Raw genomic sequence first — 25,333 nt, forward strand, 5'->3', positions numbered from 1 at the left:
ATGGAGAACGTGGTGAATGGCATTGCCGAATACTGGGCCACGGGGCTTTTCATCGTTGCGGTGGCCGGTCTTTGCGCCTTCATGGTAGGTGCGTCGAGTATTCTCGGCGGGCGCAGTCGCGGCATTAGCAAATCCATTCCGTTTGAGTCCGGTATTGTCGGTGCCGGTAGCGCGCGCCAGCGTTTTTCCGTCAAGTTCTATCTGGTTGCCATGCTGTTTGTGATCTTCGACATCGAGGCGGTATTCCTGTTTGCCTGGGCGCTTGTCATCCGTGAAGTCGGATGGACCGGGTTCTGGGGTGCTGCCGTGTTCATCTTTATCTTGCTGGCCGGTCTCGTCTATGACAGTCGCACCGGCGCCCTGGACTGGGCCCCGCAAGTCGGGCCGGCAGACAAAATCGGCGATTAGCCACGTACCCGCTGACGCTCCTGACCTTTTGGGTGCCAGGTCGTAATGACGGTGTGAACATCGATGGAGGAATCCATGACTTATACCCTGACCCGGGCTGAGAATCCGACGGGAGGCGACGCCCGTTACCCGGTTGATCGTCGGGAAAAAACCGAGGATCCAGTGAAACAGCAGCTCGAGCGCAATGTGTTTACCGGTAAGCTCAGTGAGGTGCTCAACTCTGCGGTGAACTGGGGCCGGAAAAACTCTTTATGGCCCTACAACTTCGGGCTGTCCTGTTGCTACGTGGAGATGACCACCGCGTTTACTTCGCCCCACGATATTGCCCGGTTCGGCTCGGAGGTGATCCGGGCGTCGCCCAGGCAGGCAGACTTCATGGTGATTGCCGGCACCTGCTTCATCAAGATGGCCCCGGTTATCCAGCAGCTTTACGAGCAGATGCTGGAGCCTAAATGGGTGATTTCCATGGGCTCCTGTGCCAACTCCGGCGGTATGTATGACATCTACTCGGTGGTTCAGGGGGTGGATAAATTCCTGCCGGTGGATGTCTACGTGCCCGGGTGCCCGCCCCGCCCGGAGGCGTTTCTGCAGGGTCTCCAGCTGCTGCAGGACTCCATCCAGGAAGAACGGCGGCCACTTTCCTGGGTGGTAGGTGACCAGGGTGTATACCGGGCCGAGATGCCTTCGCAGCGGGAGAAGTGGCGGGACCAGCGTATCCAGGCTACGGAATTGAGGAGCCCCGACAAGCTATAAAGCCGCTTGCCGTCGTTTACAACTGATGATCAGGAGTCAAACCACGAGCATGAGCAATAGCGCCGATAATGCCGACGGTGGGATAGTCGAAGTCCTGAAGCGGGACTTTGGCACGGGTGTGCGGCACTGCCAGCAGACCCGCACCGGCATGCCTGTGCTCTGGGTTTTGCGGGCGGCACTGACCGATATACTGGGCTATCTGAAGAGCCTGGATGCGCCCTTCGATCTGCTTTACGACCTGTCGGCGACTGACGAGCGGCTGCGCGGCCACCGCGAGGGCCTGCCGGATTCGGATTTCACGGTATTCTATCAGTTGATGTCGATAGCCCGGAACCGCGACATCATGCTCAAGGTGGCCCTGAACGAGGACGACCTGAGCCTGCCCACCGCCACTGGGGTGTTTCCGTCCGCCAACTGGTACGAGCGGGAGGTGTGGGATATGTTCGGTATCAACTTTGCCGGCCATCCGCACCTTGAGCGAATCCTGATGCCGCCGACCTGGACCGGGCACCCGCTGCGAAAGGATTACCCCGCCCGGGCCACGGAGTTTGATCCCTACACATTGACGGTGGAAGGCCAGCAGACTGAGCAGGAAGCACTCCAGTTCGTGCCCGAGGCCTGGGGCATGGCGCGGGAGCGGGACGGAGCCGAGTTCATGTTCCTGAACCTTGGGCCCAACCACCCATCCGCCCACGGTGCCTTTCGCATTGTGCTGCAGCTGGACGGCGAGGAAATCGTCGACTGCGTGCCGGACATCGGCTATCACCACCGCGGCGCGGAGAAAATGGCCGAGCGCCAGTCCTGGCATAGCTTCATTCCTTACACCGACCGTATCGACTACACCGGCGGGGTGATGAACAACCTGCCCTATGTGCTGGCGGTGGAGAAGCTGGCGGGTATTGCCGTGCCGGACCGGGTAAAGACGATCCGGGTGATGATGGCAGAGATGTTCCGAATCACCAGCCATCTGCTGTTCCTCGGAACTTACCTGCAGGATCTGGGGGCCATGACCCCGGTGTTCTTCACTTTCAGTGACCGCCAGCGGGGCTACAAGGTGATAGAGGGCATCACCGGTTTTCGCATGCACCCGGCCTGGTATCGCATCGGAGGGGTGATGCAGGATTTGCCCCAGGGCTGGGAACAGCTGGTCCAGGAGTTCCTGGACTGGATGCCAGCCCGCCTGCGGGAGTACGAGCGGGCCATGATGGAGAACGCTCTGGTCCGGGAAAGGACGCGGAACATAGCTGCTTTTGACACGTCCGAGGCGTTGGCGTGGGGGGTCACCGGCCCGAACCTTCGGGCCACGGGATGCAACTTCGATCTGCGCAAACAGCGCCCCTATTCCGGCTACGACAACTTCGAATTCGAGGTGCCGTTGGGGCACCGGGGCGACGTCTTTGACCGGGGGCAGGTGCGCATTGAAGAAATGCGCCAGAGCTTGCGGATTATCCAGCAATGCGTGGACCACATGCCGTCGGGCGACTTCAAGGCGGACCACCCCCTGACCACGCCACCGCCCCGGGAGCGCATGCTGGAACATATTGAAACCCTGATCACCCACTTTCTGCAGGTGTCCTGGGGGCCAGTGCTCAAACCCCAGGAATCGATGCAGATGGTGGAGGCCACCAAGGGCATCAACAGTTACTACCTGACCAGTGATGGCGACACCATCAGTTACCGGACCCGGATACGAACGCCCAGTTTCCCGCACCTTCAGCAGATTCCCAGTGTGATGCGCGGTGGCTTTGTGCCGGACCTGATCGCCCATCTGGGCAGTATTGATTTTGTAATGGCCGACGTGGACCGTTGATGATGGAACAGACACCGCCTTCAAACCAGCAGACCCTCGCCACCGACGGCTTCCGGCTGCATCCGGAGGACGAGGCGGCCATTCGCGTGGAGGCCAGCCACTACGAGCAGCCCCAGGCGGCCTGTATTGAGGCTCTGAAGATCGTCCAGCGTCGCCATGGCTGGGTGCCGGATGACGCGATTCCGGCCATCGCCCGGGTGTTGGGTGTGGGACCGGCCAGTGTTGAGGGCGTGGCCACCTTTTACAGCCTGATTTTCCGGCAGCCGGTGGGGCGCCATGTGATCCTGGTGTGCGACAGCAGTTCCTGTTTCCTGACCGGGTCTGACCAGCTCCGGCAGAACCTGAGCGGCAGGCTCGGCATCGAATTGGGTGAAACCACCGCCGACAACCGGTTCACTCTGCTCCCGGTGTGTTGCCTGGGGGCCTGTGACGGTGCCCCGGCCATGATGATTGATGACGAGGTCTACGGTCCGGTCGGTGCCGACGATCTGGCCGATGTCCTGGAGCGTTACCCATGAACAGCCAGCGCCAGTCTCCTGTCTATCGCAGCCGTCTGCTCCAGTCTGCCTCGGAACGGACACCGGACACCCATCCGCTGACCTGGCGGCTTCGGGACGACGGCCAGGTGGTGGACCGGAAAGACTATGAATCGAAGCAAGGCTACGAGGCTGTTCGGCAGGTACTGGGTGCCGGGGATCCCCAGGCAGTCATTGCCACCATAAAAGAGGCCAATGTCCGGGGCCGTGGTGGCGCCGGTTTTTCCGCCGGCCTGAAATGGAGCCTTACCCTGCAGGGCGACGACATGCCCCGGGGGTATATCGTCTGCAATGCCGATGAGATGGAGCCGGGCACCTTCAAGGATCGCCTGCTAATGGAACAGCAGCCACATCTGCTGATCGAGGGCATGATTCTGGCGGCCTTCGCCAACAACGCCTGTTACGGCTACATCTTCCTGCGCGGAGAGTATGTGGAATCCGCCCGGGTACTGACAGCGGCCCTGAGTGAGGCCCGTGCGGCCGGTTGGCTCGGCTCGGACATCGCCGGCAGCGGCTTTGATTTTGACATTGCCCTGCACACCGGGGCCGGGCGTTACATCTGTGGCGAGGAAACCGCTCTGCTCAATTCCCTGGAGGGTTATCGGGCCAACCCCAGGGCCAAGCCTCCGTTTCCCGGGCAGTCCGGAGCCTGGGGTAAGCCGACGGTGGTAAACAATGTGGAAACCCTCTGCAACGTGCCTGCGGTCATGTTGCGGGGTGCCGACTGGTACCAGGAACTGTCAGGGGATCGCACCGAGGATGGTGGCACCAAACTGTACGGCGCCTCGGGACTGGTGAATCGGCCCGGCCTCTGGGAGTTGCCCATCGGCACCACCGGCCGGGAAATCCTGGATCGTGCTGGGGGGCTGCGGGACAACCGGAAGCTCAAGGCCTGGCTGCCAGGCGGTGCCAGCACAGGTTTTCTGCTGCCGGAGCACCTGGACCTGCCCCTGGATTTCGACGCCGTGGGCAGGCAAGGCAGCCGCCTCGGCACCGGTCTGATCACTGTGGTGACCGAAGATCAGAGCATGGTCGCGCTGATGCGCAATCTGGAAGAGTTTTTTGCCCGGGAATCCTGTGGCTGGTGCACACCCTGCCGCGAGGGCCTGCCCTGGGCGGTGAAGCTGTTGCTGGCTCTGGAGCGGGGCGAAGGCGAGGTCGGCGATGTGGAACTGCTGGACAAGCTGGCGGCGGACTGTGGCCCGGGGCTGACCTTTTGTGCTCACGCCCCGGGTGCGGCCATGCCCCTGCAGACCGCCCTCCAGCATTTCCGGCACGAATTCGAGCAGGGTGTTCACGACCCGAAAGGCAAGGCCCATGTGGATCCAATACCAGTGGGGGAACTATGAACCGATCGTTGATGGGCAACAGGGAGTAAACCGGAGCCATGGCAACCATCCACGTGGACGGCCAGAGCTACGAGGTTAACGGGGCAGACAACCTGCTTCAGGCCTGCCTGTCCCTGGGCCTGGATATTCCCTATTTTTGCTGGCACCCGGCCATGGGCAGTGTAGGCGCCTGCCGCCAGTGCGCCGTGCGCCAGTACAAGGACCGCGAGGACGACAAGGGCATGCTGGTGATGTCCTGTATGACCCCGGCCGCGGACGGCACCCGCATTGATATTGAGGATGAGGAAGCCCGGGCCTTCCGCGCCAGCGTGGTGGAGTGGCTGATGATCAACCACCCCCACGACTGCCCGGTCTGCGAGGAAGGCGGCCACTGCCACCTGCAGGACATGACCGTGATGACCGGCCACGATCGCCGTCGATACCGGTTCCGCAAACGCACCCGTCGCAACCAGTATCTGGGCCCCTTCATTGCCCACGAGATGAACCGGTGTATCACCTGTTACCGATGTGTGCGCTTTTACAACGACTACGCCGGCGGCACCGACCTGGGCGCGTTTGGAGCCAAGGACAATATCTACTTTGGACGTCACCAGGAAGGTACCCTGGAAAGCCGCTTTGCCGGCAACCTGACCGAAGTCTGTCCCACCGGTGTATTCACCGACCAGAGCCATTCCGACCATTACACCCGCAAGTGGGACCTGCAGTTCGCGCCGGGTATCTGCCACCAGTGCGCGGTGGGGTGCAACATCAGCCCGGGCGAACGTTATGGTGATATCCGGCGAATTGAAAACCGCTACCACGGTGAGGTGAACGGGTTTTTCCTGTGTGACCTGGGCCGCTTCGGCTACGGCTATGTGAACCGGCAGGACCGGCCCAGAGTGCCGGAGTTCCGGCCAGCCCGGGAGCGGGATCAGGAGCCGGAGGCGCTGGAAGTGGATACGGCCCTGGCCCGGATCACGGAGGCCCTGCGCCACGCTGGTCGGGTTATCGGCATTGGCTCGCCCCGTGCCAGCCTGGAAAGCAATCACCAGCTGCGGGAGCTGGTGGGCGAGGCCAACTTTTCCACAGGCATTAATGCGAACGAGCAGGTATGTCTCGGCCTGATGGATAAACTGGGCCGCAGCTGCGGGCTGCCGGCGCCGACGTTGCGGGAGGTTGAAGGGCATGATGCCGTGCTCCTGCTCGGGGAAGATCCCATGGAGAGCGCGGCGCGCCTCGGTCTTGCTATCCGCCAGGCGATCAAGGCCCCACCGGATGAGTACGCGGCAAAATTGGGCATCCCACACTGGAACGCCGAAGCCATGAAAACCCTGGCTCAGGACCATCGCCAGCCGCTGTTCATTGCCTACCCGGCCGAGACTGAACTGGATTCCCTTGCCTGTAATCGAGTGGCACTTGCGCCCGCCGATATTGCACGGCTCGGATTTGCGGTGGCCCACGCCATTGATCCGGCAGCCCCTGATGTGCCTGATCTGGACGAGGTGCTGAAATCCCGTGTCTCTGAGATCGCCGGCGCGCTGCTGGCTGCGGAACGGCCGCTGGTGGTCAGCGGCGGTGCCCTGGATTCTCCGGCCATCATTCGGGCTGCCGGCAACATTGCCCGCGCGCTCGCCCGGCGGGCCCGCCGGGGCGGGCTGTTATTCGTCCGTCGGGAAGTGAACAGCACCGGCCTGTCCCTGCTGGGTGGTCAGCCTCTGGAGTGGGCACTTGATCAGCTGGCAGGCGGAAGCGCCGATGCGGCGGTTATCCTTGAGAATGACCTTTATCAGCGCCTGCCCGAAACCCGGGTTGACGCTGCCCTGGCCAACGCCCAGACGCTGGTGGTGCTGGACCATCAGCGTACCCGGACGCTGAACCGGGCAAGCTTTTCGCTGCCGGCGGCGAGTTTTGCCGAAGGTGATGGCACCCTCGTGAGCCTGGAAGGACGGGCTCAGCGCTTCTTCCAGGTATACGAGCCGAGTTATTTCCGTCCGGAAACCCGAATCCACGAGAGCTGGCGCTGGCTGCACGGGCTTTCGGCCAAATTGCACGGTGATACTCCGGGGGACATCACCCTGGACCAGGTGACAGCAGCCTGCAGCCAGGCCTGTCCGGATCTGGCGATGATTACCGCTGCCGCCCCCGGTGCCGGCTTCCGGATCGAGGGTTTGCGGCTGGCCCGGGAGCCCCACCGATACAGTGGCCGGACGTCCATGCGGGCAAACCAGAGCGTCAGTGAGCCCCGGGTGCCCCAGGATCCGGATACCGCACTCGCCTTTTCCATGGAAGGGTACAGCGGGTTCCGGTATCCCCACCAGCAGGTGCCCTTTGCCTGGGCGCCGGGCTGGAATTCACCCCAGGCCTGGAACAAGTTCACCGACGAAGTGGGCGGCCATTTGCGCGGGGGCGACCCGGGCATCCGGCTACTCGATCCGCGGCCTGGCCACTATAACTACGAGTGTGACATTCCGGCGGCCTTTCGGCCGTCCGACAAGGAGTGCCGGGCCCTGGTTCTGCCCTGCCTGTTCGGCGGCGAGGAAACCTCCGCCCGGGCGGAGCCCATTCGTCAGCGGATGGAGTCCCCGGTGCTGCTGCTCTCGGACGCCGAGGCTACAGCGTTGGGTGTCGAGCCGGGCGGACTGGTCACGGTAACTGCCGAGAAGGCTTGCGTGACGCTGCCGGCCCGTGTGCCGGTGGATTGGCCCCAGGGGCTGGTGGGTCTGCCGGCGGGCACGGTTCCGGTGGGGATTGGGGGCGGCCCGGTCACGCTGACCGTGGGCCCGGGATCCACGCCGACACCCGGTGAGGAGGTGCGCCCATGAGCTGGCTGACACCGGAATGGCAGGCGATTTTCTGGGCCATGTTCCAGGCACTGGTGATTCTGCTGGGTGCGGTGCTGCTGGGTGCCGCCCTGACCATTGTCGAGCGTCGCCTGCTCGGGCTCTGGCAGGACCGGTACGGCCCCAACCGTGTCGGGCCATTTGGAACCCTGCAGCTGGTGGCCGACATGATCAAGATTTTCTTCAAGGAAGACTGGATTCCACCGTTTGCGGACCGGCCACTGTTCCTGCTGGCACCGGTGATCGCCTTTGCCTCCCTGCTGCTGTCGTTCATCGTCATTCCGATAACGCCCGGATGGGGCATTGCGGACCTGCACATCGGCTTGCTGTTTTTCCTGGCAATGGCGGGAATCAACGTTTACGCCGTGCTGCTGGGGGCTGGGCCAGTGGCAACAAGTACGCGTTGCTGGGCGCCTTGCGTTCGTCGGCCCAGACGATTTCCTACGAGGTGTTCATGGGTCTGTCGCTGATGGGGGTGGTGGCCCTGGCCGGATCCTTCAACATGCGCGAGATTGTCGCCGCCCAGGAAGGACTCTGGTTCATCATTCCCCAGTTTTTTGGCTTCAGCACCTTCCTGATTGCCGGCATTGCGGTGACTCACCGCCACCCCTTCGACCAGCCCGAAGCCGAGCAGGAGCTGGCGGACGGGTATCACATCGAATACTCCGGCATGAAGTTCGGCCTGTTCTTTATCGGTGAGTATGTGGGCATGGTGCTGGTGTCCGCCCTCATCGTGACCCTGTTCTTTGGCGGCTGGCACGGCCCCTGGCTACCACCGGTGCTCTGGTTTGCGATCAAAACCGGCTTCTTCCTGATGCTGTTCATCCTGTTGCGGGCTTCACTGCCGCGGCCCCGTTATGACCGGGTGATGAGCTTTGGCTGGAAGATTTGTCTGCCCCTGACCCTGATCAATCTGCTGGCAACCGGCGCGGTGATGCTGCTGGTTGCACCCGAAGGCTGAGGAGGATCCCGTCATGGAGAAAGAAAAGGTCCCATATATCAAATCCGTGTTGTGGCTGGTACCGGCGACCTGGACCCAGCTGCGGACCCTGGGAATGGTGTTCATGCACAGCTTCCGCAAGCGGGAGACCGTGAACTATCCGGAAGAAGAAGTCTATCTGCCGCCCCGCTACCGGGGCCGGATCGTGCTGACCCGCGATCCGGACGGCGAGGAACGCTGCGTTGCCTGCAACCTGTGTGCGGTGGCCTGTCCGGTGGACTGCATTTCCCTGCAGAAGGGGGAGCAGGAGGACGGTCGCTGGTACCCGGAGTTTTTCCGGATCAATTTTTCCCGCTGCATATTCTGTGGCATGTGTGAGGAAGCCTGTCCCACCTCGGCGATCCAGCTGACCCCGGACTTCGAGATGGGCGAGTACGACCGGCAGGAACTGGTTTACGAGAAAGAAGATCTGCTGATCAACGGGCCGGGCAAGGATCACGACTACCACTTCTACAAGGTGGCGGGGATGGCCATCGGCGGTAAGGACAAGGGCCAGGCTCTGAATGAGGAGGAGCCAGTGGACGTGCGTTCCTTGTTGCCATAACCCGGGAGGCGAGAATCCATGGAACTGGCATTTTATCTGAGTGGTCTGGTGGCGGTACTGGCCACAGTGGGTGTGATCACCGGCAAGAATCCGGTGCATGCGGTGGTGTACCTGATTGTCTCGCTGATTGCGGTTGCCCTGGTGTTCTTTGCCCTGGGGGCACCCTTTGCGGGAGCCCTGGAAATCATTGTCTACGCTGGTGCCATCATGGTCCTGTTCGTGTTTGTGGTGATGATGCTCAACCTGGGCCCGGACGCTGACAGCGACAGCGCGGGCTGGCGCCACCCGCGCCACTGGGTTGGCCCCTCAATTCTGGCAGTCATCCTCCTGGCTGTGCTGGTGACCCTGCTGATACGGGGGGACATGGCTCAGGTCATTGCGGGCGACCTGCTGACCGCACGGTCGGTGGCTCTGACCCTGTTCGGACCCTGGCTTATGGTGGTTGAGCTGTCGGGGCTGCTGTTACTGGGGGCGCTGATTGCAGCCTCTCATGTCGGGCGTCGTTCGAATCCGTTACGAAACAGGAGTGGTCACTGATGTCGGGCATCCCGGTGGAACACGGTCTGATCCTGGCCGCCATTCTCTTTGTGCTGGGTCTGGCGGGGCTGATGTTGAGACGGAACATGCTGTTCGTACTGATGAGTCTGGAGGTCATGCTGAATGCGGCGGCCCTTGCCTTTGTGGTGGGCGCCACGGCCTGGAAACAGCCCGATGGCCAGGCCATGTTCCTGCTGGTGATTACCCTGGCGGCCGCTGAAGCCGCGGTGGGGCTGGCACTGATGATTCAGCTCTACCAGCGTGTGCGGTCCCTGAATCTGGATCTGACCAGCAGGATGCGTGGATGATGGAGTTGGCCGTTACCCTGTCGTTTACGCTTCCCCTGATCGGTACCCTGCTGCTGGGTTTTTCCGGCGGTCGTCTGGGGCCCCGGTTGGCTTCTGTGATCGGTGTTGCCAGTATCGGACTGGCGGCGCTGGCGACGGCCTGGGCGATTGCGCTCCATGCCGGCGGCGACGAAACCCTGCGTTTTACGCTCTGGACCTGGATCGAGGCGGGTGCGTTCAGGCCTGCTATCGGCCTGGCGGTGGATGGCCTGGCCCTGGTGATGATGGCGGTTATTACCGGCGTCGGTTTTTTCATTCACCTGTTCGCCGCCTGGTACATGGCGGGGGATGCGGGGGTCACCCGTTTCTATGCCTGGATGAACCTGTTCGTCTTCAGCATGCTGATCCTGGTACTGGGGGACAACCTGTTGCTGCTGTTCCTGGGCTGGGAAGGTGTGGGCCTGTGCAGTTACCTGCTGATCGGCTATTACTACCAGGACAGCGCCAACGGCCGAGCGGCGTTCAAGGCGTTTGTGGTGACCCGGATCGGCGATGTCTTCCTGGCGCTGGGTTTGTTCCTGATCTTCCGGGATCTGGGTACCCTGGACATCCAGCAGGTGATGGTTCGGGCCTCCGAAGTCTGGTCGGTCGGTGATCCTACCGTCAGCCTGGTTGCGCTGCTGGTGCTTGGCGGGGCCCTGGGTAAATCGGCCCAGCTGCCGCTGCACACCTGGTTGCCGGACGCCATGGCGGGCCCGACCCCGGTGTCGGCGCTGATCCACGCGGCCACCATGGTGACCGCCGGGGTCTACCTGATCGCGCGGCTGAACGGCGTTTTCCTGCTGGCGCCGGATGTGCTCTGGCTGGTCGGTGTGATTGGTGCGGTCTCGCTGCTGCTGGCGGCGTTTGCCGCTCTTGCCCAGACCGACATCAAGCGGATCCTGGCGTATTCCACCATGAGCCAGATCGGCTACATGTTTCTGGCGCTCGGGGTCGGTGCCTTTGACGCGGCCATTTTCCACCTGGTCACCCATGCCTTTTTCAAGGCGCTGTTGTTCCTGTCGGCCGGTGCCGTGATCATCAGTTGTCACCACGAACAGGACATGGCCAGACTGGGCGGCCTGCGAAAGCGGCTGCCGGTCGCCTATGGCGGTTTCCTGGTGGGCGGCGCGGCCCTGGTGGCCCTTCCGCTGGTAACGGCTGGCTTCTACAGCAAGGATGAAATTCTCTGGCAAGCCATGGCTGCCGGCGAGCAGGGGCTTTTGCTGGCGGGCCTGCTGGGCGCGTTTCTGACCTGTATTTACACGGTGCGATTGATTCTCGGGACCTTCCACGGAGACTGTGGCAGCGACAACGCCCGTAACGCCGAGCCAGGCACCAACCCGCTGACCCATCACCTGCCTCTGGTGGTGCTGGCGGTTTTATCCACCGTTCTGGGCGCGTGGCTGTATCCACATCTCGGTGGCCTGTTCCCGGCGCCGCCCGGAGCCGGCACCGACGCCGGGCACACCTTGCTCCAGATACTGGCCACCAGCACCGTGATCGCGGGCCTGGTAACGGCGGGCTGGCTGTTTCTGGCCCGCCTCCAGTGGCTGCGTCGCCAGGCCGGTCATGGCCTGGGCGCCCTGTTGTGGTCGCTGTGGCACCGGGCCTGGGGATTTGATGCCCTGTATGACCGGCTTCTGGTCAGGCCCTGGCAACATATGGTCCGGATGCTGAGGTACGACCTGGTGAACATGACGCTCAACCTGCTGGCGCTGTTGGCCAAACTCCTCAATGGTGGGTTGGTGCGGGCCCAGAACGGCCGGGTCCGGAGCTACGCGACAGTGATGATTCTGGGTGCCACGGTGCTTCTGCTGGCGCTGGTCCTGTTCCCGGAGGGTGTCGCATGATCCTGGTCTGGCTGATTCTGATTCCTTTTCTGGGCGGTCTCTTGTGCTGGCAGGCGGATCGCTGGGGCGAGCAGGTACCACGGTGGATTGCCCTGGCGACCATGCTGTTTGTGCTGGTGATCAGCCTCTGGCTGTGGGTTACCGGAGATTTTACTTTTCCCCAGGGGGCCCAGAACCACTGGCTGCTGGAATGGCGGACACCCTGGATTCCCCGCTTCGGTGTTGAAGTGCACCTCGCCATTGACGGCCTGTCGCTGATCCTGGTGGCCCTCACAGGTTTCCTCGGCGCGCTGGCCGTGCTGTGTTCCTGGCAGGAGATCACCCATCGCATCGGTTTCTTTCACCTGAACCTGTTGTGGATCCTCGGTGGTGTCGTGGGGGTCTTCCTGGCGCTCGACCTGTTTCTGTTTTTCCTGTTCTGGGAAATGATGCTGGTGCCCATGTATTTCCTGATTGCGCTCTGGGGCCACAGCGGCTCACCAGGGCAAACCCGCATTCGTGCTGCCACCCGCTTCTTTATCTATACCCAGGCCAGCGGCCTGTTGATGCTGGTGGCGATTTTGTCACTGGTGTTTATTCATTTCGGTAACAGCGGCGAGTGGACATTCAGCTATGAGGCCCTGCGCCAGGCGGACGTGCCCGAAGCGATGGCGCCCTGGCTGATGCTGGGCTTCTTTGTCGCATTTGCCGTCAAACTGCCGGTGGTGCCCTTCCATGGCTGGTTGCCAGACGCCCATGCCCAGGCCCCGACCGCCGGCAGTGTCGATCTGGCAGGCATCCTGCTGAAAACTGCGGCTTACGGCATGCTGCGCTTCGGCCTGCCTCTGTTCCCGGAGGAGTCCCGGGCCTTTGCGCCGGTGGCCATGACGCTGGGCCTGATCGGTATCATCTATGGCGCGGTACTGGCGTGTGGCCAGCAGGACATCAAGCGGCTTATCGCCTACACCAGTATTTCCCATATGGGCTTTGTGCTGATTGCCATCTACTCCGGCTCCACACTGGCGATTCAGGGAGCGGTGGTGATGATGGTGGCCCACGCCTTTTCCTCGGCCGGGCTGTTCATCCTGAGCGGACAGCTGTATGAACGCATCCATACCCGTGATATGACCATCATGGGCGGCCTCTGGGGCCGGATACCGGTCTTGCCGGGGTTCACGCTGTGCTTTGTCGTGGCATCGCTGGGCATGCCGGCAACGGCGAATTTTGTCGGCGAGTTCATGATTCTGTTCGGCACCTTTCCGACCGCTCCAGTGGTCGTGGTGATTGCCAGTGCCGGGTTGGTGCTTGCTGCCATTTATTCTCTGACTCTGATGCAGCGGGTGCATTTCGGGCCCGTGTACCGGCAGGGAGCGCTGGCGGGGCCGGACTGGCGAGAGTACTTGATGATGCTGACCCTGCTGGCGCTGGTGATTCTGGTCGGGCTCTATCCCCAGCCCTTACTGGACATTACCGCCGGTCTGTCCGGTGCCACTGCCGAGTTGTTTGCCGGAGAAAGCGTGGCCGGGGTTTTCGGGGAGGTGCGCTGATGCTGACGACCGCGCACCTTGTCACGGTACTGCCCCTGATCATTGTCGCTTCGACGGCGGTGATCGTCATGCTCGGGGTTGCCTGGCAGCGGAATCACGCGGTTACCGCCCTGGTCTCGGCGGCGGGCCTGGCTTTTGGTCTGTTGGCGCTGCCCCTGACGTCTCCGGCGACAAGTTCCCCGCCTCTGATGCAGGTGGATGGGTTGGCAGTCATGGCTGGCACGATGATTCTTGTCTCGGCGCTGGTGACGGTGATCCTGAGCCATCATTACCTGACCGGCTACATCGGGCCGAAGGATGAGTTTTATCTGCTGCTGTTGTGCGCCACCGCTGGTGCTCTGGCGCTGGTGGCCAGCAACCACCTGGCAATGCTGTTTATCAGCCTGGAGCTTCTGTCCATGCCCTTGTACGGCATGCTGGCATACAGCTATCGCGCCGAGCGCTCTTTGGAAGCGGGTATCAAGTATCTGTTGTTGTCGGCTGCGGCCACGGCGTTCCTGCTGTTTGGTATGGCGCTGATATACGCCCGCACCGGCTACCTGGATCTGGCCGGTGTGGCCGGAGCGCTGGTGCAGGCACCGGATGCCTGGATGCTTGCCGGCGCTGTACTGATGGTGGTTGGGCTGGGTTTCAAGCTGTCCGTGGTGCCCTTTCACCTGTGGACACCCGACGTTTATCAGGGAGGGCCGGCGCCCGCCATCATCTTCCTCGCCACCGTCAGCAAGCTGGCGGTGTTCGTGGTGCTGTTAAGGCTGGTGCTGGCGGCACCGGTCTTTAGCAGTGAGTGGCAGCAGACCCTGATTACAGTACTGGCGCTACTGACCATGTTGGGGGGTAATCTTCTGGCCCTGTTTCAGGCCAATCTCAAGCGACTGCTGGGTTATTCATCCATCGCCCATTTTGGATATCTGCTGGTAGCAATCGTCGCGGGCAATACCCTGGCTACGGAAACCACCGGCGTCTACCTGATTACCTACCTGGTCACCACTCTGGCGGCCTTTGGTGTGGTTACTCTGGTCTCAAGCCCGTTCGGCGGCGAGGACGCCGACGGATTGCCGGTTTATCGCGGCCTGTTCTGGCGGCGCCCCTACTTGGCCGCGGTGATGACTGTCAGCTTCCTGTCACTGGCGGGCATCCCGTTAACCGCTGGCTTTATCGGGAAGTTCTACGTGATTGCCCTGGGCGTTGCCGACAGCCGCTGGTGGCTGGTGGGCGGGGTTGTCGCAGGTAGTGCCATCGGCCTGTACTACTACCTGCGAGTGATGGTGACCTTGTACCTGCCGGAGCCCGGTATGCGTCGCCGGGATGTCACCAATGACTGGGGCAGTCGCATTGGCGGCCTGACCCTGATGGCCCTGGCTGTGGTGATTCTTGTGCTTGGTATCTACCCCGCCCCGATGATTGACTGGGTCCAGCGACTGAGCCCCTGAGGGCCTTGAGAGCGGTGTTGCGCCGGCTTGATTTGGGGCCACCAAACCTTCGCCACCGCGCCTTGCTCTCAAGGCTCTCAGGGGCTCAGTGGATTAACGAATTGGTTAGTGCAGTTTGAGCCGCGGATGCATGGCGCGGTTGATCCTGTCCATCAGCCAGATCACGCCGGTCCTCAGGAATCCGTGCAGGGCGACCTGGTGCATGCGGTAGAGGGAAACATAGAACAGGCGAGCCACCTTGCCTTCAATGTACATGCTGCGCCCGGACAGGTTGCCCATCAGGTTGCCGACAGTGGTGTAGTGACTGAAGTTGATCAATGAGCCGTAATCATTGTAGACAAAGGGCACGGCCTCTTTGCCTTCGAGTCGGTTACAGAGTGTCTTGAACAGTGCATCCGCCTGTTGGTGGGCGGCCTGGGCCCTTGGCGGCACCGGTCTGTCTGAATCCGGCTGGGGGCAGGCGGCACAGTCACCCAGGGCGAAAATGCTGTTGTCACGGGTGGTTTGCAGAGTCTGCTCCACCATCAGCTGGTTGCCCCGGTTCACTTCAAGGCCATCGAGCTCCGCGAGAAAGCCGGGTGCCTTGATACCGGCGGCCCAGATGGTCATTTCCGAAGGCAGTTCGGTGCCGTCCTTCATCACAATGCTTTGCGCGCGCACTTCGCTCACCGGTTGTCCGGTCATGACCTTGACGCTTTGCCGCTCCAGTTCACGGGTGGCGGCAGCGGACAGGCGTTCGGGCAAGGCCGGCAGGATTCGGTCAGCCGCCTCGATAACGGAAATTGAAACATCCGATGGCTGCAGATGACTCATACCAAAGACCGGTAACTCCCGCGAGGCCAGACGCAGCTCCGCTGCCAGTTCCACGCCCGTGGCCCCGGCGCCGATGATGGTGATGGGCAGTTCGTGGGACTGACCCTGGTTGGCATCGTGGTTCTTGCGCAGGAAAGCATTGAGCAACAGGTTATGGAAACGGCGAGCCTGCATCAGGCTGTCCAGGAACAGACAGTGCTCCTGGGCGCCGGGAGTGCCGAAATCGTTGGCGGTGCTGCCGACAGCCACCACCAGAGTGTCATAGCTGATGCGACGCTCCGGAACCACTTCCACGCCGTCTTCATCGTGAAAGGGTGCGATCACCAGCTGTTTGGCGTCACGATCCAGTCCGCTCATGCAGCCAAGCTGGAACTCGTAGTGGTGCTTTTGGGCATGGGCGCGGTAGTTGATCTCGTTGGCACTGGCATCGAGTGATCCGGAGGCCACTTCGTGAAGCAGGGGTTTCCAGACATGGGTCAGGCCGGCATCCACCAGGGTAATGCGCGCCCGGCGTTTCCTGCCAAGTTTGTTGCCCAGGCTGGTGACAAGCTCAAGACCGCCGGCACCACCGCCGACCACGACAATGTGATGAAGGTTATCCATGACAATCAGACCTTTAAGTGAAGAGAGCCAAGCGCTCTTCGGGCAAAAGCGCTTGGCTGTCCTCACTGGAAACGAATGAAAGGTAGGGTGCTAATACTGGCGCGATAATACTAACGCGGAGAGGGCAGCAGGTACAATTGGACCAATGTCCCGCTGTTCCTCAACTCTTACCGACGGGGTCAGTGGTGGGTACGGTATCCATCCAGGATGGCCGCCATGTCGTCCCCGAGAGCCTTTAGTTGCTCACTCGTCAGCCCTCTCTCGGCCATGGCCCGCAACGCCATGATCTGTGCCTGGAGTAGCCGGGCCAGACGACTGCAATCCGCTGTTGAAATCAGTTCTCCCCGGCTCTTTGCCTGTTCCAGCGCGGCTTTCAGGGCGTGTTCAATGGCGGACAGAATGCTGTTGGCCTGGACAGCCAATTCACTGTGTGTGTTGCTGGATTCCAGCAGGGTTTTTACGATCATGCAGGCTCGTGATGGCGCTTCTGTATCGGGGCCGCAGCTGGCGGCAATGGTGCGCAGGTAATCCTGAAGGCCGTCCACGATGGAATCGTACTGCTCAAGATGGGCCGCCATTTCCCGGCCACCGCGTTCGGCGTAGGAGGCCAGCGCTTCCGAAAACAGCCCGTCCTTGCTGCCGAATGTGGCGTAAATACTGCCGGGGCGCATATCCAGCGCGTGCTCGATCTGTTTCATCGAGCTGCCGTGGTAGCCCTTCTCCCAGAACAGGCCAACAGCCTTTTCCAGGGCAACTTTTCGCTCATAGCGTGCGTGTCTGGCCATATCAGCGATCCACCAACATTCTGTTTGAATGACCGCTCAATTATATCTTGAGCGCATGCTCAATAACAGATAGGGTTGAAGGGTAATTGAACGATCACTCAAAAAGGAGATGGTTATGACAGATTTCACCTTTCACGATATGGACTCGGCTCCGGAGAAATCCAAACCCCTGCTGGAAAATTCGCTCAAAGGCTTTGGCATGATTCCCAGCCTCCATGCGGTCATGGCGGAAGCGCCGGGGGTACTCGAGGCCTACCAGAAGCTTCATCAACTGGTTCTGGACAGCAGCTTCGATAACGACGAGAAGACGGTGGTCTGGCAGACCATCAGCGTGGAGAATGCCTGCCACTATTGCGTACCAGCCCATACCGGTATTGCCAAGATGATGGAGGTGTCGGACGACATTATTAACGCACTTCGTGATGAAACCCCGCTACCGAGCGAAAAGTTGGAGGCGCTACGTACATTCACCCTGGCGGTCATGCGTAAGCAAGGCAATGTCGGCAAGGAAGATCTTGAAGCGTTCCTTGGCGCGGGCTACAACCTTCGTCAGGTTCTGGAAGTGATTCTGGTGCTCTCACAGAAAACCATGAGCAACTACATCAACCATATCGCCGAAACGCCGGTTGATGAGCCGTTCAGGAAGTTCGAGTGGCATAAAAAGTAATTGCCAGGTCTGGCATGAGGAAGGATGCGGGCTTAGCCCGCATCCGTTGCCAGTATATTCGCCTGCCTTTCCCGTTTCTTGTTCTGGATCCGCTTGTCCACGCACTGGTCCTCATCCCGCAGAATCACCACACACTCCAGACACTGGATGCATTCATCGTAATCCACCCGACCGTCCTTGCGGATAGCGTTAATCCCGCATTCGTTCTTGCAATGTTGGCAGGGGTTGCCACACAGCTCGACCCGATCCAGCCAGCTGAACAACCGGAACCGGCCCAGCACCGCGAGCCCGGCGCCCAAAGGGCACAGGTATCGACAATAGAACTTGTGGATGAACATACCGATCACCAGCAGTCCCACTGCATAAACGACAAACGGCCAGTAGCGCACAAAGCCCAAGGTAATGCTGGTCTTGAAGGGCTCCACCTCCGCCAGCTGTTCCGCCAGGGTCAGCGAATAGAACGCGGTGCCCACCAGACCCAGCAGAATCGGATACTTGAAGAGGATGAGTCGGCGATGCCAGCGCTCCGGCACCCTGACCTGCCGGAACTTCAGCTTTTCGCCCAGCCAGGCGGCCATTTCCTGCAACACCCCGAACGGACAGAGCCAGCCGCAGAACAGGCCCCGACCCCAGATAAACAGGGTAATGAAAGTGTAGGTCCAGAGGATGAAGATCACCGGGTCCAACAGGAAGACATCCAGTGAGAAGCCGTCCCAGATGGCCAGGAACAGGGTGTAGATATTGACCACCGAGAGCTGGCCCTGGGCGTAGAAGCCAATGAAGAACAGGGTAAAGAACAAAAAGCCCCAGCGGAAACGATGTACCAGCCTGGGGTAGCGACTGAGGGCTTTCTGTTTGGCGAAAAAAACCGTGAGAACCGCAAGGCTAATCACCAGAACAGAGATTTGCCACCAGCGTTCCTTCCATAAACCGACCCATACCGGCTCCCGCGTGTCTTCCGGCGTCGCAGCGATTTCAACGGTTTCAAACAGGTCGTTGTTGAACCGGACCGGAATGTCGAAGGTGGTGCGATCCACCATCAGGTGGTTACGCGCGAGTGCGACGTTCAGCTTCAGGGTGGCCTCTGCCCCTGGGTTGAAACCGAGGCTGCCGCCGACCCGGAACAGATGGCTGGCATCGAAGGCGGGCATTCCCGTGGCCTGTAACTGGAGCGTTGGACCCAACAGATTGAGGTCCCGCATTTCCACCGCGAGATTGTTCTGGGTCAGCCCTATGCGATCAGGGGTGCTGCCCGGTACAAAGTCTTCCGCAACATGAAGGAAGCTGCCCCGGGAAAACACCGCCAACACCTGGGCGCCGTCTTCGTACCTTTCCATGATTTGCTGATAGCCTTCGTCACCCAGCAGGTTGCGACCGACGATGGGCGCATTGATGTAACCAAAGAAGATCTCGCTGAAGGGCTCCCCCTCGGGCGGCTCGATATCCATGGGGTAATCGGACAGCGGGCGCCCGACAGCGTCTTCAACCGATGCCCCACCTACTCGCCAGTGGCCGATATAGCCCCGATCGATCAGCTGGTGCCAGGACAGTGGCTCATAGAAATCCGGCTTGGCCCGGGTTGGCGCGGCCTGGGCGAAGCCTTCCAGTTTCTGGCGTGCGACCTGCAAAGCGGAGGACAGGACGGTGTCGTTCAGGATCAGCACCGATACCGTGGCCTTGCTGACGCCATCAAAGTACACCACGTTGCCGCCGGCATCCCGGCCTGAATGGCTGGAATTCGAGGTGCCAACGATGATCTGTTCCCGCAGTGAACGGCCCTCGTACTGGTCGGTAAACTGGAACAGGGGTTCTTCACCCAGACCGTGCAGGAAAACCGGTTCATGGTGATTCAGGACCTTAACACCGGTAAACCGGCCACGGGTATCGAGTCCGATCAGCAGTCTGATCGGTTTGCCGGCAAACCCCTGGAGACGGGTAAAGTCGGTGGAGACGTAGGCATAGCCCAACAGTTCCTGTAACTGGTACACCGGGTAGACCGGAAATTCCGGCAACTTGCCCTTGATGACGGTCGCTGATGGGAACAACTCCTGGATTAATGCCCGCCTATCCTCCGAAAGCTCCGCATGGGCCGTTGTTAACCAGGACAGGCAGGCAAGAAGCAACACGATGCGCCCTGCCATGGGGGTACTCCTGCGGTTCTTGTTATCCAAACTTCCATGCTAGAGTTTTCGGCTGTTGGCTCAATGCGACCTCGGAGCCACCCGACTGCTACTTTGTGAGGAGATTCGATGAAAATCGCTGTTTATTGCGGTTCCCGAAGCGGAAATGATCCAGTCTATGCCGATAAGGTCCGCGAACTGGGTGCGTTTTTCGGAAGTCACGGTGCCGATATCGTTTTTGGTGGCGGTCATGTCGGGTTGATGGGGATTGTGGCGGATTCCGTGCTGGCATCCGGGGGGAAGGTCTACGGCGTGATCCCCGAACACCTGCGTGCCCGTGAACTGGCCCACGGTGGCCTGACGGAACTGCACGTGGTGAAGGATATGCACGAGCGCAAGGCGAAAATGGCGGAACTGGCGGATGGCTTTGTTGCCCTGCCGGGCGGAATCGGCACCCTGGAAGAAATCTTCGAGGCCTGGACCTGGGGCCAGTTGGGGTTCCATCAAAAGCCCTGCGCGCTCTACAACGTCAATGGTTTTTATGATCCATTACTAACGATGGTGTCTGCGATGGAGCGGGCCGGCTTCCTGAAGCAGGAATACATCGACATGCTCATCAAGTCGGAGGACCCCGAAACCCTGTTGGACCAGATGCGGCACTACCGCCCGCCCCGGGAAAAATGGACCTGAACGGCCAGGCTACAGCCGACTGACTCTGGTCATCAGCTTGCGCCAATCGATGGGCAGGCGTTCTTCCAGGTCCGCCAGCAGTGGGTCTCTGGAATGCAGGGCATCGAAAGGATGCTTGCTGGCGTATATCACGGTGTTGTTGCTCTTGCTTCGGAACATCAGCAGCACCGCAAAGTGTTGTTTGAGCTGGCGGAAATAGGGGCCTTCCGGATCGGGTGTGCGGTGATAGTTGAGCACCAGCCAGCCAAGGTCGGTCAGCGCCCGGCTGCATTCATCCACGAATTGACGCTGGGACTGGGCAGGACTCATGCGGTCAGCGTTATAGAGGTCTGCCAGGATCATGTCGGTACTGGTATCCGGCAGGGCTGCCAGGGCATTGCGCGCATCGGCTATGGTGACGGCCAGGCGATCGCTGTCCGGCAGGTCGAAAAACGCCAGGGCCACATCCAGAACCGCCTGCCTCAGTTCCACCGCGTGAATGCGGCAGTCCGGGTACAGGTGGTGGAACGCGTTCACCATCACCCCGCCGCCCAGACCCAGAATGGTGACATGTCGGGGCCTGGCAAACGCCGCCGGCAACATCATGGCGCGATTGTATTCGTGCACCGGGAGGTGGGGAAAGCGGCGGTCAATCTTGCTTTGTTCAAACACCGAGTTGAAGGTCAGGACCCGGTGCTTGCGGTAGTCGATCACCAGGATACTCCCCAGGGCATCGCGGGTGTGATGGATGATCTCGCCTTTGTTGAACATGCGGGATGACTGGCTCTCGGGTAGTGGCGGCGGTGTCTGCTAATCTGGACATAAGGACACCACCATTGTTAAAACCTTTTTATCACAGAACAGAGGTAATCCGGATACCGTTACCGAGATAAAGGCCAACCAATAACAGGAGGCAACACCGTGAAACTGCAGGTTCGAGGTATTGAAGAGGGGAAACCCATCCCGGAGAAGTTCGCGTTCGGGGTCTACAGTCAGGAAGACCACATGAGTTTCGGTCCCAACCGCAACCCGGAAATCAGCTGGGAGGGCGCACCGGATGGCACCCGCAGCTTTGTGGTCATGATGTTTGATCCGGATGTGCCCAGTGTGGCCGATGATGTCAACCAGGAAGGCAAAACCGTTTCAAAGGACATTCCGAGGGTGGATTTCTTCCACTGGTTACTGGTGGATGTACCGGCCCATACCAGCCGGATTCCCGAGGGTGAGGACAGTGACGGCGTCATTCCCAAGGGCAAGGAACCCGGCCCGGGGCCAATCGGCATTCGTGGCATCAACAACTATACCCAGTTTCTGGCAGGCAACCCTGACATGGCAGGCACCTACGCGGGCTACGATGGCCCCTGCCCGCCCTGGAACGATGAAATCATTCACCATTACCACTATGAGGTGCACGCCCTGGATGTGGAGAGTCTGGGCCTGGACGGCGAGTTCGATGGCAACGATGTGCGTGAGGCCATGGCCGGCCATGTACTGGCCAGTGCCCGGGTTACCGGGACCTACACCCTGAATCCGGATCTGCGTTGATCTGATTCGGGCTGACGGCGTGCTCCGGTTCGCGGGGCACACGTCTTGAAAACGTCGTCTCATTGTCATGTTTCTGTCACCCACCTTTGTGACAGTAGCCATATCCAGCATGGCTGAAGGGTGGGAGACGAAATGCGGAACTACCGGAGCGTGTTCATTTCCGATGTGCACCTGGGGACGGCGGATTGTCAGGCGGACTATCTGCTGGATTTCCTCAACAACGTCCGTTGCGAGACCCTCTACCTGGTGGGGGATATCGTTGACCTGATTGCGATGCAGCGGCGCGTGCATTTCCCGCAGTCCCATCAGGCGGTTGTCCACAAGCTCATGGAGCTGGCCGCAACCGGGACCCGGGTGGTGTATGTGCCGGGCAATCACGATGAATTTGTCCGCCGCTTCTGTGGCCAGACGATCTCCGGTATCGACATCCGTTACAAAGCCATCCACACCACCGCCGATGGTCGGCGATTCCTGGTCTGCCACGGTGACCAGTTCGATCAGGTAGTGCGCTGCAGCCCATTGATGCTGCTGGTGGGGGACCGTGCCCACGGACTCCTGCTGCGGCTCAATCGCTGGTTTAATGCCTGGCGTCGGCTTAATGGCAAGCCCTACTGGTCGCTGGCGGCCTGGGTCAAAAGCCGTATCGGCAAGGCACGCACCTTCATTCGCCGTTTTGAACTGGCGGCTCTCACCGCGGCCGAGCGGGGCCACTATGACGGGTTTATTTGCGGCCACATTCACTCCGCTGGTTTCCTCAGAAGCACCGAAGGCCTCTATTGCAACGACGGCGACTGGGTAGAGCACTGTACCGCGTTGGTGGAGCAGGCCGATGGCCAGTTGCAACTGCTGCACTGGACGGAAAATCCCGCCATCATTGCAACCGAACCGGCAATCCCGGCGCCGGAAATGAGCGGCGACCAGCGCCCGGTGATCGATGTGCTGCCCGCGGCTTTCGTAGAGCAGGTGAACCGCGTGATGAATTAATTCATCCTTTGCATTTCTTAATGGGAATCGTTAGCATTTGCACCTCATTAACTTGAGGTAACGTTTGTCATCCCGACGGGATGCAGGCGAAATGCACTAACCATTCGAGAAATGCTTATGAAAACTCCGGAGTCACGAGTCCTGCTTCTGGCTATGACGATGGCCGTTCCCGGGATGGGACTGGCGCAATCACAGGCCGATAACTCCGCGGATGATAACGCCGTCAGTCTGCCCGACCTGGTTATCACCGCGACCCGTAATAAAAGCACCGCTGGGGAAACGCCCCAGAAAACCACCATCATCACCCGGGAACAGATTGAGCAGCAGCTGTCGATTTCCAATGACCCCGGCGAGGTTCTTGGCAATCTGATCCCCTCCTACTCCCCGGGCCGGCAAAAACTCTCCAACGCCGGTGAGACGTTCCGGGGCCGATCGCCACTGTTCCTGGTGGATGGCGTGCCTCAGAGTAATCCGCTACGGGACAGTGCCCGTGACAGCTACACCATCGATCTGGAGTTGGTGGAACGCATCGAGGTGATTCACGGGGCGAGTGCCGAGCACGGCCTCGGCGCTACTGGCGGCATCATTAATTTCGTGACCAAAAAGGCCGAGAGCGGGAAGGTCAACCAATCGGTATCCGCCAGTGTAACCACCGATGACGATGTCAAATCCGATGGCCAGGGCTACAAGGTCGGTTATCGTGTCAGTGGTCAGCAGGGCAGCTGGGACTATCTGGTTGGTGGCAGCTTCCAGGAGCGCGGCGTGTTCTACGATGGCAAGGATCGTCCTATAGGTGTGGCTTATCCGGGGGAAATCCAGAACTCCGAAAGTTATGATGTGCTCGCCAAGCTCGGTTACTGGCTGGATGATGACCAGAATGTTGAGTTTTTCATCAACCGTTTCAAGCTGGAAGGTAATGGCGACTATGAGCCGGTTTCCGGTGATCGCGCCAATGGTGTACCCACCACGGCCCGCAAGGGCAATCCGGACGGGGATCCCGGTTACAACGAGGTCACTACCGCCCGTCTCTCATACTCCCATGGCAACTGGCTGGGCAATCAGGTCGACGTTCAGCTGTACAGCCAGACTTTCCGGGCCCAGTTTGCCACCACTCCCTTCTTTCCCTATCAGGACGCGGAAGGCAATGCCCGCTTTGACCAGACCCGTAACGAGTCCGACAAGCTTGGCGGTAAATTCACTTTCACCCGGAGCGGTTTACTGGATGACCGCCTGAGTCTGACCGCGGGACTGGACGTTCTCCAGGACGAGACCCAGCAAAATCTGGTGCACACCGGTCGCACCTATGTACCGGAATCCCGCTTCCGTAACTACGCGGCCTTCCTGCAGGGTGACCTCGCGGTTACTGATAGCCTGACCCTGCACAGTGGTGTTCGCCATGAACAGGCCGAACTCAAGGTAGACACCTATAACACCATTGATCGCAGCAATGTCACCCAGGACAACGTCACGGTTCAGGGGGGGAACCCGGACTTTGACGAAACCCTGTTCAACGCCGGTGTGGTCTACCAGTTGACTGACTGGGCGCAGGTATTTGCCAACTACTCCGAAGGCTTTGGCATGCCGGATGTGGGACGGGTGCTCAGGGGCATCAGTGACCCGGGCCAGGACGTCGACAACTTGTTGCAGCTTCAGCCGATTGTCACCGACAACCGCGAGATCGGTACCCGATTCGACTGGGACCGCTATCACCTGGAAGTGAGCTACTACGAGTCGGACTCGGATTTCGGTGAGCGACTGACCGAGGAAAACGGCGTTTGGGTCGGCAACCGGGAAAAGACCGAGATCAAGGGCGTGGAAGTCACCGCCGATGCGGATCTGACCGCCGCACACAATCTGGCGTTTTCCTACACCTACGCATCCGGTAAATCCGACACCGACGGCGATGGTGATGTTGATACCAAGTTGAGTGGCATCAGTATCGCGCCGGAAACCCTGCGTCTGAGCTGGTCAGCGGCCTGGACCGGGGCGCTTTCAAGCCACCTGCGGTTCAGCCAGTTCCTCGACCGCGATGTGGAAGGTGACCAGCTGGACTTCGATGGTTATGGTTTGCTGGACGGCGCTGTCGCCTACAAAACCGGGGCGGGCAAAGTGTCCCTGGGCGTCGAGAACCTGCTGGACAAGGACTACTTCACTTACTATTCCCAGGCAGCACGGGTCAGTGACGAGTACTACTTCCAGGGGCGTGGCCGAACCATCACACTGGGTTACCAACTGGACTTCTGAAGACCTGCCACT

Annotated in this window: 21 protein-coding genes and 1 pseudogene; 18 read left to right on the top strand and 4 right to left on the bottom strand. The window is 60.5% G+C overall.

Annotated elements, in window-relative coordinates; all coding sequences use genetic code 11:
* The 13 genes and pseudogenes from ndhC (at position 1) to nuoN (ending at position 14,891) form a co-directional block, all read left to right on the top strand.
* The gene (gene ndhC / locus EHN06_RS00705; RefSeq protein WP_127329249.1) at positions 1-408 is read left to right on the top strand and encodes an NADH-quinone oxidoreductase subunit A; all 408 of its coding nucleotides are present in this window, start codon (positions 1-3) and stop codon (positions 406-408) included.
* A gap of 75 nt (positions 409-483) precedes the next feature.
* Positions 484-1,161, top strand: coding sequence for a NuoB/complex I 20 kDa subunit family protein (locus tag EHN06_RS00710; RefSeq protein WP_127329251.1), 678 nt, complete (start codon positions 484-486; stop codon positions 1,159-1,161).
* A 25-nt stretch (positions 1,162-1,186) separates the two neighbouring features.
* Positions 1,187-2,971, top strand: a complete 1,785-nt coding sequence (nuoC, locus tag EHN06_RS00715; protein ID WP_416332532.1) for an NADH-quinone oxidoreductase subunit C/D — start codon at positions 1,187-1,189, stop codon at positions 2,969-2,971.
* Positions 2,971-3,489 (top strand): NADH-quinone oxidoreductase subunit NuoE, encoded by a 519-nt coding sequence (gene nuoE, locus EHN06_RS00720; RefSeq protein ID WP_127329255.1) that lies wholly within the window; start codon positions 2,971-2,973, stop codon positions 3,487-3,489. Before nuoC ends, nuoE begins: the two co-directional genes overlap by 1 nt.
* Positions 3,486-4,856 (top strand): NADH-quinone oxidoreductase subunit NuoF, encoded by a 1,371-nt coding sequence (gene nuoF, locus EHN06_RS00725; RefSeq protein WP_127329257.1) that lies wholly within the window; start codon positions 3,486-3,488, stop codon positions 4,854-4,856. Before nuoE ends, nuoF begins: the two co-directional genes overlap by 4 nt.
* A 38-nt stretch (positions 4,857-4,894) precedes the next feature.
* Positions 4,895-7,657: an NADH-quinone oxidoreductase subunit NuoG gene (gene nuoG / locus EHN06_RS00730; RefSeq protein ID WP_127329259.1), complete on the top strand. Its 2,763-nt coding sequence runs from the start codon at positions 4,895-4,897 to the stop codon at positions 7,655-7,657.
* A pseudogene (nuoH, locus tag EHN06_RS00735) lies at positions 7,654-8,636 on the top strand (NADH-quinone oxidoreductase subunit NuoH). The gene nuoG and the pseudogene nuoH overlap by 4 nt, the downstream one beginning before the upstream one ends.
* Before the next feature lie 13 nt (positions 8,637-8,649).
* A complete protein-coding gene (gene nuoI, locus EHN06_RS00740; protein WP_127329261.1) occupies positions 8,650-9,219 on the top strand; it encodes an NADH-quinone oxidoreductase subunit NuoI in 570 nt (189 codons plus the stop codon).
* Positions 9,220-9,237: 18 nt separating this feature from the next.
* Positions 9,238-9,756 carry an NADH-quinone oxidoreductase subunit J gene (nuoJ, locus tag EHN06_RS00745; protein ID WP_127329263.1) on the top strand — a complete coding sequence of 173 codons (519 nt, stop codon included), beginning with the start codon at positions 9,238-9,240 and terminating at the stop codon, positions 9,754-9,756.
* Positions 9,756-10,064, top strand: a complete 309-nt coding sequence (gene nuoK, locus EHN06_RS00750; RefSeq protein ID WP_127329265.1) for an NADH-quinone oxidoreductase subunit NuoK — start codon at positions 9,756-9,758, stop codon at positions 10,062-10,064. The genes nuoJ and nuoK overlap by 1 nt, the downstream gene beginning before the upstream one ends.
* Positions 10,061-11,935, top strand: a complete 1,875-nt coding sequence (gene nuoL, locus EHN06_RS00755) for an NADH-quinone oxidoreductase subunit L (protein ID WP_416332533.1) — start codon at positions 10,061-10,063, stop codon at positions 11,933-11,935. The genes nuoK and nuoL overlap by 4 nt, the downstream gene beginning before the upstream one ends.
* On the top strand, positions 11,932-13,461 hold the full coding sequence (nuoM, locus tag EHN06_RS00760) for an NADH-quinone oxidoreductase subunit M (protein ID WP_127329267.1): 1,530 nt from the start codon (positions 11,932-11,934) through the stop codon (positions 13,459-13,461). Before nuoL ends, nuoM begins: the two co-directional genes overlap by 4 nt.
* On the top strand, positions 13,458-14,891 hold the full coding sequence (nuoN, locus tag EHN06_RS00765) for an NADH-quinone oxidoreductase subunit NuoN (protein ID WP_228257505.1): 1,434 nt from the start codon (positions 13,458-13,460) through the stop codon (positions 14,889-14,891). The genes nuoM and nuoN overlap by 4 nt, the downstream gene beginning before the upstream one ends.
* 105 nt (positions 14,892-14,996) lie before the next feature.
* Here the strand turns inward: nuoN and EHN06_RS00770 are convergent, their stop codons facing one another.
* Entirely contained in the window at positions 14,997-16,307 is a 1,311-nt protein-coding gene (locus EHN06_RS00770) for an NAD(P)/FAD-dependent oxidoreductase (protein ID WP_127329271.1), read from the bottom strand.
* Between the two features lie 179 nt (positions 16,308-16,486).
* Complete coding sequence (locus EHN06_RS00775) at positions 16,487-17,092, bottom strand: TetR/AcrR family transcriptional regulator (protein WP_127329273.1); 606 nt, start codon at positions 17,090-17,092, stop codon at positions 16,487-16,489.
* A gap of 115 nt (positions 17,093-17,207) precedes the next feature.
* On the opposite strand from EHN06_RS00775, the gene EHN06_RS00780 reads away from it, so the two are divergent.
* Positions 17,208-17,759 carry a carboxymuconolactone decarboxylase family protein gene (locus EHN06_RS00780; RefSeq protein ID WP_127329275.1) on the top strand — a complete coding sequence of 184 codons (552 nt, stop codon included), beginning with the start codon at positions 17,208-17,210 and terminating at the stop codon, positions 17,757-17,759.
* Between the two features lie 32 nt (positions 17,760-17,791).
* On the opposite strand, the gene EHN06_RS00785 is transcribed toward EHN06_RS00780, so the two are convergent.
* Positions 17,792-19,900 (bottom strand): NosR/NirI family protein, encoded by a 2,109-nt coding sequence (locus EHN06_RS00785; protein ID WP_127329277.1) that lies wholly within the window; start codon positions 19,898-19,900, stop codon positions 17,792-17,794.
* Between the two features lie 108 nt (positions 19,901-20,008).
* Here EHN06_RS00785 and EHN06_RS00790 point away from each other — a divergent pair, with 108 nt between their 5' ends.
* Positions 20,009-20,569, top strand: coding sequence for a TIGR00730 family Rossman fold protein (locus tag EHN06_RS00790; RefSeq protein ID WP_127329279.1), 561 nt, complete (start codon positions 20,009-20,011; stop codon positions 20,567-20,569).
* A gap of 9 nt (positions 20,570-20,578) precedes the next feature.
* Here EHN06_RS00790 and EHN06_RS00795 read toward each other — a convergent pair whose 3' ends face one another.
* Positions 20,579-21,319: a spermidine synthase gene (locus EHN06_RS00795; protein WP_127329281.1), complete on the bottom strand. Its 741-nt coding sequence runs from the start codon at positions 21,317-21,319 to the stop codon at positions 20,579-20,581.
* A 150-nt stretch (positions 21,320-21,469) separates the two neighbouring features.
* Here EHN06_RS00795 and EHN06_RS00800 point away from each other — a divergent pair, with 150 nt between their 5' ends.
* The 3 genes from EHN06_RS00800 (at position 21,470) to EHN06_RS00810 (ending at position 25,321) form a co-directional block, all read left to right on the top strand.
* A complete protein-coding gene (locus tag EHN06_RS00800) occupies positions 21,470-22,093 on the top strand; it encodes a YbhB/YbcL family Raf kinase inhibitor-like protein (RefSeq protein WP_127329283.1) in 624 nt (207 codons plus the stop codon).
* 132 nt (positions 22,094-22,225) lie between these two features.
* Positions 22,226-23,077 carry a UDP-2,3-diacylglucosamine diphosphatase gene (locus tag EHN06_RS00805; RefSeq protein WP_127329285.1) on the top strand — a complete coding sequence of 284 codons (852 nt, stop codon included), beginning with the start codon at positions 22,226-22,228 and terminating at the stop codon, positions 23,075-23,077.
* 117 nt (positions 23,078-23,194) lie between these two features.
* Positions 23,195-25,321: a TonB-dependent receptor gene (locus tag EHN06_RS00810; RefSeq protein WP_127329287.1), complete on the top strand. Its 2,127-nt coding sequence runs from the start codon at positions 23,195-23,197 to the stop codon at positions 25,319-25,321.
* Positions 25,322-25,333: the final 12 nt, after the last annotated feature.

Origin of the sequence: Marinobacter sp. NP-4(2019), from assembly GCF_003994855.1 — a bacterium.
In the GTDB taxonomy this organism is placed as follows: Bacteria; Pseudomonadota; Gammaproteobacteria; order Pseudomonadales; family Oleiphilaceae; genus Marinobacter.

What these genes read in the sequence shown, in the direction of transcription:
- EHN06_RS00775 (WP_127329273.1), bottom strand. Translation starts at nt 17,092, where the DNA reads ATGGCCAGACACGCACGCTATGAGCGAAAAGTTGCCCTGGAAAAGGCT.
- EHN06_RS00710 (WP_127329251.1), top strand. Translation starts at nt 484, where the DNA reads ATGACTTATACCCTGACCCGGGCTGAGAATCCGACGGGAGGCGACGCC.
- nuoJ (WP_127329263.1), top strand. Translation starts at nt 9,238, where the DNA reads ATGGAACTGGCATTTTATCTGAGTGGTCTGGTGGCGGTACTGGCCACA.
- nuoI (WP_127329261.1), top strand. Translation starts at nt 8,650, where the DNA reads ATGGAGAAAGAAAAGGTCCCATATATCAAATCCGTGTTGTGGCTGGTA.
- EHN06_RS00795 (WP_127329281.1), bottom strand. Translation starts at nt 21,319, where the DNA reads ATGTTCAACAAAGGCGAGATCATCCATCACACCCGCGATGCCCTGGGG.
- ndhC (WP_127329249.1), top strand. Translation starts at nt 1, where the DNA reads ATGGAGAACGTGGTGAATGGCATTGCCGAATACTGGGCCACGGGGCTT.
- EHN06_RS00780 (WP_127329275.1), top strand. Translation starts at nt 17,208, where the DNA reads ATGACAGATTTCACCTTTCACGATATGGACTCGGCTCCGGAGAAATCC.
- nuoG (WP_127329259.1), top strand. Translation starts at nt 4,895, where the DNA reads ATGGCAACCATCCACGTGGACGGCCAGAGCTACGAGGTTAACGGGGCA.
- EHN06_RS00810 (WP_127329287.1), top strand. Translation starts at nt 23,195, where the DNA reads ATGAAAACTCCGGAGTCACGAGTCCTGCTTCTGGCTATGACGATGGCC.
- nuoC (WP_416332532.1), top strand. Translation starts at nt 1,187, where the DNA reads ATGATCAGGAGTCAAACCACGAGCATGAGCAATAGCGCCGATAATGCC.
- EHN06_RS00790 (WP_127329279.1), top strand. Translation starts at nt 20,009, where the DNA reads ATGAAAATCGCTGTTTATTGCGGTTCCCGAAGCGGAAATGATCCAGTC.
- EHN06_RS00785 (WP_127329277.1), bottom strand. Translation starts at nt 19,900, where the DNA reads ATGGCAGGGCGCATCGTGTTGCTTCTTGCCTGCCTGTCCTGGTTAACA.
- EHN06_RS00770 (WP_127329271.1), bottom strand. Translation starts at nt 16,307, where the DNA reads ATGGATAACCTTCATCACATTGTCGTGGTCGGCGGTGGTGCCGGCGGT.
- nuoM (WP_127329267.1), top strand. Translation starts at nt 11,932, where the DNA reads ATGATCCTGGTCTGGCTGATTCTGATTCCTTTTCTGGGCGGTCTCTTG.
- EHN06_RS00805 (WP_127329285.1), top strand. Translation starts at nt 22,226, where the DNA reads ATGCGGAACTACCGGAGCGTGTTCATTTCCGATGTGCACCTGGGGACG.
- nuoL (WP_416332533.1), top strand. Translation starts at nt 10,061, where the DNA reads ATGATGGAGTTGGCCGTTACCCTGTCGTTTACGCTTCCCCTGATCGGT.
- nuoK (WP_127329265.1), top strand. Translation starts at nt 9,756, where the DNA reads ATGTCGGGCATCCCGGTGGAACACGGTCTGATCCTGGCCGCCATTCTC.
- nuoE (WP_127329255.1), top strand. Translation starts at nt 2,971, where the DNA reads ATGATGGAACAGACACCGCCTTCAAACCAGCAGACCCTCGCCACCGAC.
- nuoF (WP_127329257.1), top strand. Translation starts at nt 3,486, where the DNA reads ATGAACAGCCAGCGCCAGTCTCCTGTCTATCGCAGCCGTCTGCTCCAG.